The sequence below is a fragment of the Proteus sp. TJ1640 genome (assembly GCF_003144445.1).
Taxonomy (GTDB): Bacteria; Pseudomonadota; Gammaproteobacteria; order Enterobacterales; family Enterobacteriaceae; genus Proteus; species Proteus penneri.
Window position 1 is genome coordinate 131,416 of the sequence record NZ_PENY01000018.1, and the last position, 14,137, is coordinate 145,552.

Here is a 14,137-nt window from a genome sequence, read left to right on the forward strand (position 1 = left end):
GCCCTTATTTATCCCAGCGCCATAACGCACTCATTCCAGGACGTAGTCCCTCAATCGGCGCCACAGGATACAGTCGAATTTCAAACGTTTTTAAATCGAAATCACCCGTTGCTCTTGTCGCTCTTTTGGTTGCGTAGTCACCCATTGGTGCAATATAACGAATTTCAGCTTCTACCTCTTTATTACCTAATGCAGGAACCGTAATCGTAATACGATCACCTTTGCGAATATTCGCTAAAATATCTTCACGAAGGTTATAAACAAAATAAGCTTCAGGAAGACGAATAAGGGTAGCAAGCGGGCTATTGGCATTAAAAAGTTCACCTATTTCCGCAGGAATAGGACCAACTTCTCCGTCCACTGGCGCTTTAACTTGGAGATCGTTTTGTTGGATCTTCAATTCAATAAGTTGTTGTTCTGCCTGTTGTACTGCTGCTGTATATTTATGGCGTAATTCAATACGATCGCCATTTTTGGCTTCATCCAATTCTGCTTGCGCTGCTCTTACGCGTTGTGATGCAACATCTCGACTGCGGCGTGCATTATCCAATTCTGTCGCTGATACATAGCCTTGGCTAGCCACTGTGCTAATACGCTGATAATCTCTTGTCGCATTTGCTGCTTCTACTTTGGCTTGAGCCAGCACCGCTTCTAGGTTGCGAATGCTCTCTTCTCTTGTGCCATGTAATGACAAATCTAATTGAGCTTGAGCTTGTGCTTTAGCGGCCTCAAGTGCAGCAACTTGCGCATTAAGTTCAGGGCTTTCTAATGTGATCATCAATTGCCCTTTTTTAACATCATCACCTCGCTCTATATGACGTTCAATAACACGACCTTTGGCTTTAGAGGCAACAATCACTTCTGGAGCATCAACTTCTCCTTGCAATAATAAATATTGATTATGCGCGCGGAAAAGTACGGCTAATGCAATTAGTATTAGCATTAATAAAATAAGATAAATGGCTCTTTTTTTCATATAACGATTAGACCTTAATAGTGAAGTAGAACACTCACTGACTGAGTTATATTACACAATAACTCAGAATTTCTTTAAGAATTTTGTGCGCCAGATCACTGATGCAAAGGAATATTTTCTTTGATAGTGCGATTAAGTTATTCTTATATCGAACTTTATTGCCTAATTAATATCCCGCTTTATCTGAACTTTTTATATTTATCAGATAGAAAAGAGAACGGTACTCAATACTTATGTATGAATTTGATCTTATTTTGCTGTTATTACAGCAAATGTGCGTTTATTTAATTATTGCTTGGTTTTTAAGCAAAACACCTCTATTTACGCCACTTTTACAGGTCACTATAAAGCTACCACATAAATTGATGTGCTACGTCATATTCTCTATTTTCTGCATTATGGGTACTTATTTTGGGCTACATATTAATGATTCTATTGCTAATACGCGTGCTATTGGCTCCGTCTTAGGTGGGTTGCTAGGCGGCCCTTATGTCGGCTTTCTCGTTGGTTTTACGGGAGGCTTACATCGCTATTCGCTCGGTGGTATGACTGCATTTAGCTGTATGGTATCAACTATTGCAGAGGGATTAATTGGTGGGCTAGTTCACCGTTATTACGTAAAACACGGGCAGATGCACCGAATATTTAATCCGTGGACGGCAGCGGCAGTTACCTTCTTTGCTGAAATAATACAGATGAGCATCATCTTATTATTGGCACGCCCGTTTAATGAAGCACTTGCCTTAGTTAAAGATATTGCCGCCCCTATGATCGTAGCCAATACCATTGGTGCGGCGATGTTTATTCGAATATTACAAGATAGACGCGCTATATTTGAAAAATATACCAGTGCATTCTCAACACAAGCATTAAAAATCGCCGTTTGCACCGAAGGTATTTTGCGTAAAGGATTTAATCAAGACAATAGCACCCGAGTTGCAAAAGTTATTTATCAAGAATTAAGAGTCAGTGCGGTTGCTATTACAGATAGAGAAAAGCTGCTGGCTTTTATTGGTATTGGCGCTGATCACCATTTACCCGGTACGCCTATTTCATCAGAACAATCGAAACAAGCCATTAATAATAATGAAGTTGTTTATGCTGACGGTAATGAAACACCCTATCGTTGCACTCTTTCCCCTCATTGCAAACTAGGATCAACCTTAGTTATTCCGCTAAGAGGTGAAAATAATCAAGTCATTGGAACAATAAAACTTTATGAAGCTAAAAATCGCCTGTTTAGTTCAATTAACCGTACTTTAGGAGAAGGTATTGCTAGTTTATTATCTGCGCAAATTCTGGCAGGACAATATGAGCGAAATAAGCAATCACTTTTAGAATCAGAGATTAAACTTCTGCATGCACAAGTAAATCCACATTTTCTTTTTAATGCGTTAAATACACTACAAGCCGTTATTCGCCGTGATAGTGAACAAGCAAAACAATTAGTGCAATTTCTTTCTGCGTTCTTTCGTAAGAATTTAAAAAGACCTGAAGCCGTAGTGACATTAAGTGACGAAATTGAACATGTGAATGCGTATTTACAAATCGAAAAAGCGCGTTTTCAGGAACGGTTACAGATTGATATTCAAATTCCTGAAAATTTAGCTAATGCACGCTTACCGGCATTTTCTCTTCAACCCATGGTCGAGAATGCAATTAAACATGGAACATCACAGTTATTGGACACAGGAAAGATTACAATTAGAGCATATCAAGAGCACCATTTAATCATTATCGAAATTTGTGATAATGCTGGACTTTACCGTCATCAATGCCCATCGCATCAATTAGGTTTAGGCATGAGACTAGTGGATAAACGATTAAAATTACGCTATGGCGAGCTTTATGGTGTTTTAGTTGAATGCCAAGCCGATAAATATACAAAGGTGAAAATCTGCTTACCTCTCGAAAAAAGCATGGATAAAACTACATAAAAATGAATATATTAATCGTTGATGATGAGCCGTTGGCTCGTGAAAACTTACGTTGTTTACTTGAAGTTGAAAAGGATATTCATATTGTTGGTGAATGCAGTAATGCGATTGAAGCCATAGGAGAAATACATCGAAAAAAGCCTGATGTTGTTTTTCTAGATATTCAAATGCCTCGTATTACTGGTCTTGAAATGGTCACAATGTTAGATCCTGAACATCGCCCTTATATTGTCTTTTTAACTGCATTTGAAGAGTATGCAATTCAAGCTTTTGAAGAGCACGCTTTTGATTATTTACTCAAGCCATTGGAGCAAGAGCGTTTAACAAAAACATTAAATCGTTTACGCCAAGGTAAGAAACAGAATATTGATCTCTTAACACCTCCTGAAGAGCGTCTAAAGTGTATTCCCTGCACAGGTCATAGCCGTATTTGGTTAATGCCCATTGATGAAGCTGTATTTGCCACATCAAGACTCAGTGGTGTTTATGTCACCAATAATCAAGGCCAAGAAGGCTTTACTGAATTAACACTACGTACATTAGAAACACGTACACAATTAGTTCGTTGCCATCGCCAATATTTAGTGAATATGGATTATGTTAATGAGATTATTTTTGGTGACAATGGGCAGGCTGAATTGATATTACACAATAATAGCCAAATTCCTGTTAGCCGTCGTTATTTAAAACCATTAAAAGAAGCGATTGGTTTAAGTTAATTTTTCATCAATTTAAGGGACAATAAATAGCATACGGATTGTTAAAAGTAGAAATTCGCTTATGTAATGAGATCCTTGCGGCTGGGTTTAGTAACAAATATAAAAATCATGATTAATGCAAAACTCACACCACAGATAGAAACAAAAGTGATTGAGCTAATTAATAAAGCCTAGCAATAAAAATAAATACGCATAAAAAAACCAGCCAACTTTCGTTGACTGGTTTTTATTTTTTATCATCAACTCAATTTAATATTGAGTCGATTGTAGGCTCTTATTGGTTATGAGAGCTGCTACGACGACGTGGAGTACCTTCGTTACTACGACTACGGAAGTTACCGCGTTCACCACCACGATCGTTATTACCACGACGTTGTGGTTGGTCACCGTTACTAAAACGACGACCACCTTGTGGCTGACCATCACGACGGCTGTTATTACGACGCTCACGGAAAGGCTGAGATTGAGCATCACCCACTAATTGCATATTCAGTGGTTTGTTCATAATACGCGTACGTGTGAAATGGCTTAATAAATCAGTTGGCATACCTTTTGGTAATTCGATGGTTGAGTGAGAACCATACAGTTTGATATTACCAATGTAACGGCTGCTGATATCACCTTCGTTAGCAATCGCACCAACGATATGACGAACTTCAACACCATCATCACGACCCACTTCGATACGATATAAATCCATTTCGCCAGCATCACGACGTTCACGACGAGGAGAACGTTCGCGATCGTTATCACGGCGACGATCGTCACGATCGTTAAATTCACGACGAGGACGACGAACGGGATCAGGTGGCAGAATAAGTGCGCGCTCACCTTGAGCCATTTTCAGTAATACCGCAGCCAGTGTTTCCATATCCAGCGCTTCTTCACCTTGTGGAGCTAATTTAGGCAACAGAGCACGGTACTGGTCAAGGTTACTAGTTTCTAATTGTTGCGCGATTTGCTGTGCAAATTTTTCCTGACGACGTTGGCTGATGAGTTCTGCATTTGGCAGTTCTACTTCAGGAATTGTCATCTTCATTGTACGTTCGATATTGCGCAGTAAACGACGCTCACGGTTATCAACAAATAAAATTGCGCGACCAGCACGGCCAGCACGACCAGTACGGCCAATACGGTGAACATAAGATTCTGAATCCATTGGGATATCATAGTTCACAACAAGGCTGATACGGTCAACATCAAGACCACGAGCTGCAACATCAGTCGCGATTAAAATGTCTAAACGACCATTTTTCAAACGCTCTAACGTTTGCTCACGCAATGATTGGTTCATGTCACCATTTAATGCGGCACTGTTATAGCCATTACGTTCTAATGCTTCAGCAACTTCTAATGTTGCGTTTTTAGTACGAACGAAAATAATTGCTGCATCAAAGTCTTCCGCTTCTAAGAAACGAATTAATGCTTCATTTTTACGCGCCCCAAATGTCATCCAGTAACTTTGGCTGATATCTGGACGAGTTGTTACACTGCTTTGAATGCGAACTTCTTTAGGATCATTCATGAAGCGACGTGTAATACGACGAATAGCTTCTGGCATGGTTGCAGAGAACAGCGCAGTTTGGTGTTCTGCTGGGATCTTACTTAAGATATTTTCAACATCTTCAATAAAGCCCATACGCAACATTTCATCAGCTTCATCTAAAACTAAACCTTTCAGTTTAGATAAATCTAATGTGCCACGGTTTAAATGGTCTAATAAACGACCTGGTGTACCTACAACCACTTGTGGTCCTTGACGTAACGCACGTAATTGAACGTCGTAACGCTGACCACCATATAAAGCAACAACATTTACTTTTGGTAAATGCTTAGAAAAATCTTCAATTGCTTCAGCAACCTGAACCGCAAGTTCACGAGTAGGCGCTAAAACTAAAATTTGTGGTGCTTTTAATGATTCATCAAGATTATGTAATAATGGCAGGCTAAATGCGGCAGTTTTACCACTACCGGTCTGTGCCATACCTAAAACATCATTACCGTTTAAAAGGAAAGGAATACATTGTTGCTGAATTGGAGAAGGCTTCTCGTAGCCTAAGTCATTCAGTGCAGTCAAAATAGGTGCTGATAAACCTAGATCAGCAAAAGTCATATCGGTTTCAGTAGTCATGTCACTGTGCCTCATTCATTATGGCAGCCAGTTGACATAACATACCGCATGGTTTGTCGGTCTTTATCATCTAAAATGTGAACTGGCTCAAATTATATTATTAAACGAACAAACAAGCCCTCATCCTATGCAGATGATGGCTTTCAAACTGATTAGAGAAATGTTCGTCAGCTATTGCTGGTCCGATTCCGCTAGGTCTTCTTGTTGGCCTAACAGTGCTAATTCCAACAATGCGTAGCGGTGCTCAACAAAGTTATGTGCGTTGTTGGCAACCGTCAGCTTGAATAACGCTTCTGCGCTATCCGTATCCCCCAGACTTAGGTAATACTTACCTAAATAGAAGTTAGTTTCACTAAGATGCTCAGCGAGCGAAGTGTTATCGGTTGAAGCCTCATTTAGTTTCAACATTAATGTTTTCTCATTAATGTCGCCTAAATAAAACTCAACTATATTCCATCCCCATTGTCCCGTTTTATCCGCTTGCTGGTATCGCTGTTTTAGCTGTTGTTTAGCCAAATCAGTGTTTATCTCTTTTTCTACAAGATATAACCAAAGCGAACGAATGGGATCATTTGGATCGACCTGATAAAACGCCTGCAGATCATCCTGCGCCAATTTCAATCGGCCACCGTAGTACGAAGCGATACCACGATTAAAACGCGCATTATTGTAAGTTGGATCAAGCTCTAAAACAGAATCAAACGCTTCATAAGCAGCATCGTAATTCGCTGCTTGCGTAAAATAGATACCTAGAAAATTAAAAATTTCTAGCATATCTGGTCGTATTGATAGCGCCATTGAAAAATCATTACGCGCTAAAGCTCGTAAACCGAGGCTATCATACAGCACACCACGCTCATATAAAAGCTGTGCGTATTCATCTTCGGTTAATGAGCGGCTCGCTAGGATTTGTTCTATACGAGCTAATATCACTTCTTGTTGTAAAGAAGGCTGCAATGGTGTGGCAAAAACCGCATTCTGACGCCATTCTGGACTAGTGCTGCATCCGGAAATAAAGATGAAAACAGCAATAGAACAACTGCGCAGAAATGTTTTCATTTCTCACTCCCAAAGTCAGACCTTTCAACAAAAAGCGTTCTAGACGTCCTACTTGTCAATCATAATAAGTCTCTACCGATACCCATGTCTAGATATCGGTAGTAGAGTATCATTAATTAGCAGAATCTTCAGAAGAAGTTTCTGTTGCTTCCTGCTGATTAGCTTGAGCTTCTTTCATGCTTAAGCGAATACGGCCTTGACGGTCAATTTCCAGTACTTTAACTGGAACTTCTTGACCCATTTCTAAGTAGTCACTCACCTTCTCAACGCGTTTGTCTGCAATTTGAGAAATATGAACCAGACCTTCTTTGCCGCCACCGATAGCAACGAATGCACCGAAATCTACAATACGAGTGACTTTACCGTTGTAGATACGACCCACTTCAACTTCTGCAGTGATCTCTTCGATACGTGCGATAGCTTGTTTTGCTTGATCGCCACTTGTTGCAGCAATCTTCACAGTACCATCATCTTCGATTTCGATCGTTGTGCCCGTTTCTTCCGTTAATGCACGGATAACAGAACCGCCTTTACCGATAACGTCTTTGATCTTGTCTGGATTAATTTTGATAGTATGAATGCGCGGTGCGAATTCAGAAATATCAGCACGAGGTTTGCTAATTGCATCTTCCATTACGCCTAAAATATGTAGACGTGCGCTTTTCGCTTGGTTTAATGCGACCTGCATGATTTCGCGAGTGATACCTTCAATTTTGATATCCATCTGTAATGCGCTGACACCGTTACGGCTACCCGCAACTTTAAAGTCCATATCACCTAAATGGTCTTCATCACCCAGAATATCGGAAAGAACAACAAAGTTGTCGCCTTCTTTAACTAGACCCATTGCAATACCTGCAACAGATTCTTTAATTGGTACACCTGCATCCATCAGTGCTAAAGAAGCACCACATACAGATGCCATTGAAGATGAACCATTTGATTCAGTGATTTCAGAAACCACACGAACAGTATATGGGAATTCTTCAATTGTTGGCATTACAGCTAACACACCACGTTTTGCTAAACGACCATGACCGATTTCACGACGTTTTGGTGAACCCATCATGCCTGTTTCACCAACAGAGTATGGAGGGAAGTTATAATGCAGTAAGAATGTATCAGTGTGCTCACCCATGATGTCATCAATAGTTTGAGCATCACGTGCAGTACCTAATGTTGCCGTTACCAGAGCCTGAGTTTCACCACGAGTAAACAGTGCTGAACCGTGGGTACGTGGTAATAAACCCGTGCGAATATCTAATGCACGTACCATGTCTTTTTCACGACCATCAATACGTGGTTCGCCAGCTAATACGCGAGCACGAACGATGTTTTTCTCAAGACCTGAGAAGATTTCGCTAATTTCAGCTTCATCTAAGGTTTCATCTTCAGCGACTAATGTCGCGATAACTTCATCACGGATAGCTTCAATTTGCTCATAACGTTCTTGTTTTTCAGTGATACGGTAAGCATCACCAATACGAGCTTGTGCTAATTGTGCAATACGGTCATGTAAAGTTTGGTTGATAGCTTCTGGCGCCCAATCCCATTTCTCTTTACCCACTTCTGCAACTAATGCATTGATGTTTTCGATCACAACTTGTTGTTGATCATGACCAAATACGACTGCACCTAACATTTCTTCTTCTGATAATAAATCAGCTTCTGATTCTACCATCAGTACCGCGCCTGCTGTACCGGCAACCACTAAGTCTAATTTACTAACTTTCAGCTCATCAACAGTTGGGTTTAGAACATATTGTCCATCGATAAAACCAACACGAGCACCACCAATAGGACCATTGAATGGAACACCTGACAGCGCTAATACCGCAGAAGCACCAATCATTGCAACGATATCTGGGTTAACTTGTGGATTAACTGAAACAACGGTAGCAACGATTTGAATTTCGTTTAAGAAACCTTCTGGGAATAATGGGCGTAAAGGGCGGTCAATTAAACGTGCAATTAACGTTTCGCCTTCACCAGGACGACCTTCACGACGGAAGAAGCTACCAGGAATACGACCAGCAGCGTATGAACGCTCTTGGTAGTTAACCGTTAATGGGAAGAAATCTTGTCCAGCTTTAACTTTTTTCTTTGCAACAACAGTAACAAAAACAGCAGTGCCGTCCATGTCAACCATAACAGCAGCTGTTGCTTGACGAGCCATCATACCTGTTTCTAATGAAACAGTATGTTGACCGTATTGAAATTTACGAACTGTAGGATTCAGCAAAATAATATCCTTTATCTTATTGTCGCCAGATGTTTAGCGACGATGAATGATCTTTTCTCCGCTACGTCCCCTCGCGACTAATGAAAATATTAACCACTTAATGATAAACACTTTCATTAGCCGCGCGAATTGTCGTAACTAGAGAGACTAAATAACAATCACCACATTAAAACATAACGACTAATATTAAAAATAGCACTTTCTAGTAGAAAAGGGGCCAACAGGCCCCTTTCCACTGAAACTCTCTTGATTAGCGACGCAGACCTAAACGTTCAATCAGTGCAGAGTAACGAGCAACATCTTTACGTTTCAGGTAGTCCAGCAGATTACGACGGCTGGAAACTTTACGCAGCAGACCACGACGGCTGTGGTGATCTTTTTTGTGCTCTGAAAAGTGACCTTGCAGGTGGTTGATTTCTGCAGTCAGCAGTGCAATCTGAACTTCGCTTGAGCCAGTATCGTTAGCATCACGACCAAATTCAGCAACGATTTGTGCTTTCGCTTCAGTACTTAGAGACATAATAAACTCCAAATTAAGTAAAATTTTCAGATAGCCAATCTCTAATTCAGCTATCCAACTCAGCCACCTAAACAGATAGCCGCATTATTCTACGCTCCAAACACTTTTAGCGCAAGATTGCTATTAAGTGTTATCTTGTGCGCTATAGTCTACAACGACTCTTTTTGGTGCAACTAAGCCATCTTTAATGATAGCAAGGCCAATGAATTTTTTTTCATCACCTTCAGTTACTCTCACCCATTCGCCTTCATTGATATCATGATTAACACGAACAGGCTGTCCTAGCTTGAGATAACCCGCAATAATCGTGGTCAGATTCACAACAGGAAAATGTGCAACAGCGGTATCCATAGGCAATAACAGAGCATCAAGTGCCGCGAAAGGATCTTCTTGTGCAGTTTGTGCATTTTCTTTCATCGCGCTTAATTGCTCTAACGTTACCATTCGTTCTTTAGGATAATCGGCAACTTCTAGTCGACGTAAGAAAATAACGTGAGCACCACATTGTAATTTCTCACCAAGATCATCAATAATTGTTCGAATATAAGTACCTTTGGAACAATGAATTTCCAGCTCTAATTCATCACCTTCCCAGCGAATAAACTGAAGTTCATAAACGGTAATCGGTCTTGCTTCTCGCTCAACTTCTATGCCTTGTCGAGCATATTCATAAAGCGGTTTACCTTGATGTTTTAAGGCAGAGTACATTGAAGGAACTTGCAATGTTTCACCACGAAAACTATCCAAGGCATCATCTAAAGCTTGCTGTGTAAATTGCACAGGGCGCTCTTGAATAATCTCGCCATGTGCATCAGAGGTGTCGGTTCGTTGCCCTAAACGGGCAATAACACGATAACGTTTATCCGAATCCAATAGAAACTGTGAAAATTTCGTTGCTTCACCTAAACAAATAGGGAGCATACCTGTTGCTAAAGGATCCAATGCCCCCGTATGCCCTGCCTTACTGGCATTAAACATACGGCGGACTTTTTGGAGTGCATCGTTAGAAGAAATATCTTGGGGTTTATCGAGTAGCAATACACCGTTAATCTCGCGCCCCTTACGACGACGCCCCATTATTTGTCCTCTTTATGACGGCGCTCTTCATCGCTTTTAACGACGTTAGAAACTAAGTTAGACATACGCATACCTTCAACTAATGAGTTGTCATAAGCAAATGTCAGTTCAGGCACAATTCGTAAACGCATTGCTTTGCCTAATAAAGAGCGAATAAAACCAGCGGCTTCATTAAGTGCAGTTAAACCCTCTGCAACCATTTCTTCTTCGCTTTTTTCACCACCAGATAAGTTTAAAAAGGTGACGAATACTTTGGCATAAGCCAAATCACGAGAAATTTCAACGCCAGACACAGTGGCCATTCCAATGCGTGGATCTTTGACTTCACGTTGTAGAATGATGGCGATTTCTTTTTGCATTTCCTGAGAAACACGCTGACTACGGCTAAAATCTCTTGCCATTTTATCTCTCCCTGACAATAGGGTATCGCCCTGATTGTCATTATTAATTCAAATCTAAAATTAATGATATCTAAAGAGTATACATGAAGTGGTATTTAACAACCGCTTTCTCTGATTTCTTTCTTTAGAAATAAAATATTTCTTTGGTGCTATTTTACCCTGTTATTTCACTTTCATAAATTACTGAAAGGCTGTCTATTTCGGTTATATTGAAAATTGGAGAGGAAATAAGCGAAGAATACAACAAAGAAAGGAATAAGAAGGGAGCCCTTAAGCTCCCTTTTAAAACAAGACGTACTAAATTAATCAATAGAACGTTTGATTTCGATAACTTGGAAGACTTCAATCATGTCGCCGACACGGACATCGTTGTAGTTTTTCACACCGATACCACATTCCATACCATTACGCACTTCGTTGACGTCATCTTTAAAGCGACGTAATGACTCAAGTTCGCCTTCATAGATAACCACGTTATCACGTAGAACACGAATTGGGTTATTACGTTTGATGTTACCTTCAACCACCATACAGCCCGCAATCGCGCCGAATTTAGGTGATTTAAACACATCACGGACTTCTGCAAGACCCATGATTTCTTGTTTATATTCAGGTGCCAACATACCGCTCATTGCCAGTTTGATTTCATCAATCAGGCTATAGATGACGGAGTAGTAACGTAAATCAACGCTTTCTTGTTCAATGATACGGCGAGCAGATGCATCAGCACGAACGTTGAAACCAAGAATGATTGCGTTAGAAGCGGCCGCTAATGTTGCGTCAGTTTCGGTGATACCACCTACGCCCGAACCGATGATTTTCAGTTTAACTTCATTAGTAGACAGTTTAACTAATGCATCAGTAATCGCTTCACAAGTACCTTGAACGTCTGTTTTCAGAACGATGTTCAGTTCAGAAGTTTTACCTTCTTCCATGTTAGCAAACATGTTTTCCAGTTTAGATTTCTGCTGACGAGCCAGTTTAACATCGCGGAATTTACCTTGACGGTATAATGCAACTTCACGCGCTTTCTTCTCGTCACGAACAACCGTTGCTTCATCACCCGCAGAAGGAACATTAGACAGACCTAAAATCTCAACAGGCATTGATGGGCCAGCAGATTGAACGTCTTGACCTAATTCGTTACGCATTGCACGAATACGACCGTATTCGAAACCACACAGAACGATGTCACCTTTATTCAGTGTACCTTCACGGACAAGAATTGTTGCAACTGGACCACGACCTTTATCAAGGTAAGATTCGATAACAACACCGCTTGCCATACCTTCTTTAACTGCTTTCAGTTCGAGAACTTCAGCTTGTAAAAGAATAGCATCCAGCAGTTCGTCAATCCCTAAACCTTGTTTTGCAGATACATGGATAAACTGAGTTTCACCACCCCAATCTTCTGGCAGAATGCCATATTGAGACAGTTCAGTTTTAACGCGATCTGGATCAGCTTCGTGTTTATCAATTTTGTTCACTGCAACAACAACAGGTACATTTGCTGCTTTTGCGTGTTGAATTGCTTCGATAGTTTGTGGCATGACACCATCATCTGCCGCAACAACCAGAACAACGATATCCGTAACCTGAGCACCACGAGCACGCATTGAAGTAAACGCGGCGTGACCTGGAGTATCTAGGAAGGTGATTTCACCTTTGTCAGTTTTAACGTGATAAGCACCGATATGCTGGGTGATACCACCCGCTTCGCCTGATGCTACTTTCGTTGAACGAATGTAATCCAGTAATGATGTTTTACCATGGTCAACGTGACCCATAATAGTCACAACTGGAGCGCGAGATACTGCACTTTCTTCGCCAGTATCACGATCGCTCATAACTTGTTCTTCTAACTCGTTTTCACGACGTAAGATAACTTTATGACCCATTTCTTCAGCAACAAGCTGTGCAGTTTCTTGGTCTAAAACCTGATTAATGGTCGCCATCGCACCCATTTTCATCATAGTTTTGATAACTTCAGACCCTTTTACTGCCATTTTGTTAGCAAGTTCAGCAACAGAAATAGTCTCACCGATAATAACATCACGGTTTACAACAGCTGCCGGCTTATTGAAGCTTTGCTGTAATGAGCTACCTTTACGTTTACCTTTCTTGTTAGTACGACCAGCAGCACGTGCTTCTTCACGATCTGCTTTTTCAGAATGGCGGTTGTTTTTCTTAGGACGAGGAGCCTTAGCATTGCGACCACGACCGCGGCCACCTTCAACTTCAGCATCACTTTCATCTTCTGCATCACGAGCATAACGTGATGTTGTTACATGATAGTCTGAGCCTTCAGTTTCTGGCGCTTTAGGTTCAGCAGTCCATTTTTCAGCATTTTCTTCAGCTAAACGACGTGCTTTTTCTGCTGCTATACGTGCTTCTTCTTCCGCTTTACGGCGCTGTGCTTCTTCCGTTTTACGCTTCAGTTCAGCCTGTTCAGCATTGCGACGTGCTTTTTCCTGATCTGCTGCTTTATCAGCTTTTGGTTTATCGTTTTGTTTCACTTTATCTTTTTCCGCTGCTTCGCGCTTAGCTAATTCCGCTGCTTCACGTTTTGCTTCTTCAGCTTTACGTTTCGCTTTTTCTTCGGCGTCTTTCTTTGCCTTTTCAGCTTCACGTTTTGCTTTTTCTTCAGCTTCGCGCTGTGCTTTCTCTTGTGCTTCGCGCTGGGCTTTTTCTTCGGCTTCGCGATGCGCCTTTTCTTCCGCTTCACGCTGAGCTTGCTCATCCGCTTGCGCTTTTTCAACGGCGTCACGGTTCACATAAGTGCGTTTTTTGCGGACTTCGATGGCTACTGATTTACTTTTGCCACCTGTACCAGGAACACTTAACGTACTACGCACTTTGCGTTGTAACGTTAACTTTTCTGGTTGGTTGGTTGATACGTCTTTATCACGATTCAACCAAGCCAGTAAGGTTTCTTTCTCTTTTTGGGAGACGGAATCAGAGACGGTCTTCTTAATACCGGCATCAGCAAACTGCTGTACCAAACGTTCAACCGGTGTCTGAATCTCTTCTGCCAGTGATTTTACTGTTTCATCTGTCATTCTGTTCCTTCCTGCT

General features: G+C 41.1%; 10 protein-coding genes. 2 read left to right on the top strand and 8 right to left on the bottom strand.

What is annotated here, in order from left to right; translation table 11 throughout:
• Positions 1–4: 4 nt before the first annotated feature.
• Positions 5–976 carry an efflux RND transporter periplasmic adaptor subunit gene (locus DK861_RS06805; protein WP_109399652.1) on the bottom strand — a complete coding sequence of 324 codons (972 nt, stop codon included), beginning with the start codon at positions 974–976 and terminating at the stop codon, positions 5–7.
• Positions 977–1,209: 233 nt separating this feature from the next.
• Here DK861_RS06805 and DK861_RS06810 point away from each other — a divergent pair, with 233 nt between their 5' ends.
• Positions 1,210–2,913, top strand: coding sequence for a sensor histidine kinase (locus DK861_RS06810; RefSeq protein WP_109399653.1), 1,704 nt, complete (start codon positions 1,210–1,212; stop codon positions 2,911–2,913).
• A 2-nt stretch (positions 2,914–2,915) separates the two neighbouring features.
• Positions 2,916–3,632, top strand: coding sequence for a two-component system response regulator BtsR (gene btsR, locus DK861_RS06815; protein ID WP_006535679.1), 717 nt, complete (start codon positions 2,916–2,918; stop codon positions 3,630–3,632).
• A 274-nt stretch (positions 3,633–3,906) separates the two neighbouring features.
• Here the strand turns inward: btsR and DK861_RS06820 are convergent, their stop codons facing one another.
• The 7 genes from DK861_RS06820 to infB all read right to left on the bottom strand — a co-directional run bounded on the left by DK861_RS06820 (position 3,907) and on the right by infB (position 14,121).
• Positions 3,907–5,763: a DEAD/DEAH family ATP-dependent RNA helicase gene (locus tag DK861_RS06820; RefSeq protein WP_109399654.1), complete on the bottom strand. Its 1,857-nt coding sequence runs from the start codon at positions 5,761–5,763 to the stop codon at positions 3,907–3,909.
• Positions 5,764–5,934: 171 nt separating this feature from the next.
• Positions 5,935–6,822: a lipoprotein NlpI gene (gene nlpI / locus DK861_RS06825; protein WP_072064550.1), complete on the bottom strand. Its 888-nt coding sequence runs from the start codon at positions 6,820–6,822 to the stop codon at positions 5,935–5,937.
• A gap of 112 nt (positions 6,823–6,934) precedes the next feature.
• On the bottom strand, positions 6,935–9,064 hold the full coding sequence (pnp, locus tag DK861_RS06830) for a polyribonucleotide nucleotidyltransferase (RefSeq protein ID WP_036914690.1): 2,130 nt from the start codon (positions 9,062–9,064) through the stop codon (positions 6,935–6,937).
• Between the two features lie 250 nt (positions 9,065–9,314).
• Positions 9,315–9,584, bottom strand: a complete 270-nt coding sequence (gene rpsO / locus DK861_RS06835) for a 30S ribosomal protein S15 (RefSeq protein WP_023583571.1) — start codon at positions 9,582–9,584, stop codon at positions 9,315–9,317.
• Between the two features lie 123 nt (positions 9,585–9,707).
• Complete coding sequence (gene truB, locus DK861_RS06840; RefSeq protein WP_109399655.1) at positions 9,708–10,661, bottom strand: tRNA pseudouridine(55) synthase TruB; 954 nt, start codon at positions 10,659–10,661, stop codon at positions 9,708–9,710.
• Entirely contained in the window at positions 10,661–11,062 is a 402-nt protein-coding gene (rbfA, locus tag DK861_RS06845) for a 30S ribosome-binding factor RbfA (RefSeq protein ID WP_006535687.1), read from the bottom strand. The genes truB and rbfA overlap by 1 nt, the downstream gene beginning before the upstream one ends.
• 302 nt (positions 11,063–11,364) lie before the next feature.
• The gene (gene infB / locus DK861_RS06850) at positions 11,365–14,121 is read right to left on the bottom strand and encodes a translation initiation factor IF-2 (RefSeq protein WP_109399656.1); all 2,757 of its coding nucleotides are present in this window, start codon (positions 14,119–14,121) and stop codon (positions 11,365–11,367) included.
• Positions 14,122–14,137: the final 16 nt, after the last annotated feature.

Bases quoted from the DNA above. Each gene is read 5' to 3' on its own strand.
- DK861_RS06805 (WP_109399652.1), bottom strand. From the start codon at position 976: ATGAAAAAAAGAGCCATTTATCTTATTTTATTAATGCTAATACTAATT.
- truB (WP_109399655.1), bottom strand. From the start codon at position 10,661: ATGGGGCGTCGTCGTAAGGGGCGCGAGATTAACGGTGTATTGCTACTC.
- btsR (WP_006535679.1), top strand. From the start codon at position 2,916: ATGAATATATTAATCGTTGATGATGAGCCGTTGGCTCGTGAAAACTTA.
- infB (WP_109399656.1), bottom strand. From the start codon at position 14,121: ATGACAGATGAAACAGTAAAATCACTGGCAGAAGAGATTCAGACACCG.
- rpsO (WP_023583571.1), bottom strand. From the start codon at position 9,584: ATGTCTCTAAGTACTGAAGCGAAAGCACAAATCGTTGCTGAATTTGGT.
- DK861_RS06810 (WP_109399653.1), top strand. From the start codon at position 1,210: ATGTATGAATTTGATCTTATTTTGCTGTTATTACAGCAAATGTGCGTT.
- rbfA (WP_006535687.1), bottom strand. From the start codon at position 11,062: ATGGCAAGAGATTTTAGCCGTAGTCAGCGTGTTTCTCAGGAAATGCAA.
- nlpI (WP_072064550.1), bottom strand. From the start codon at position 6,822: ATGAAAACATTTCTGCGCAGTTGTTCTATTGCTGTTTTCATCTTTATT.
- DK861_RS06820 (WP_109399654.1), bottom strand. From the start codon at position 5,763: ATGACTACTGAAACCGATATGACTTTTGCTGATCTAGGTTTATCAGCA.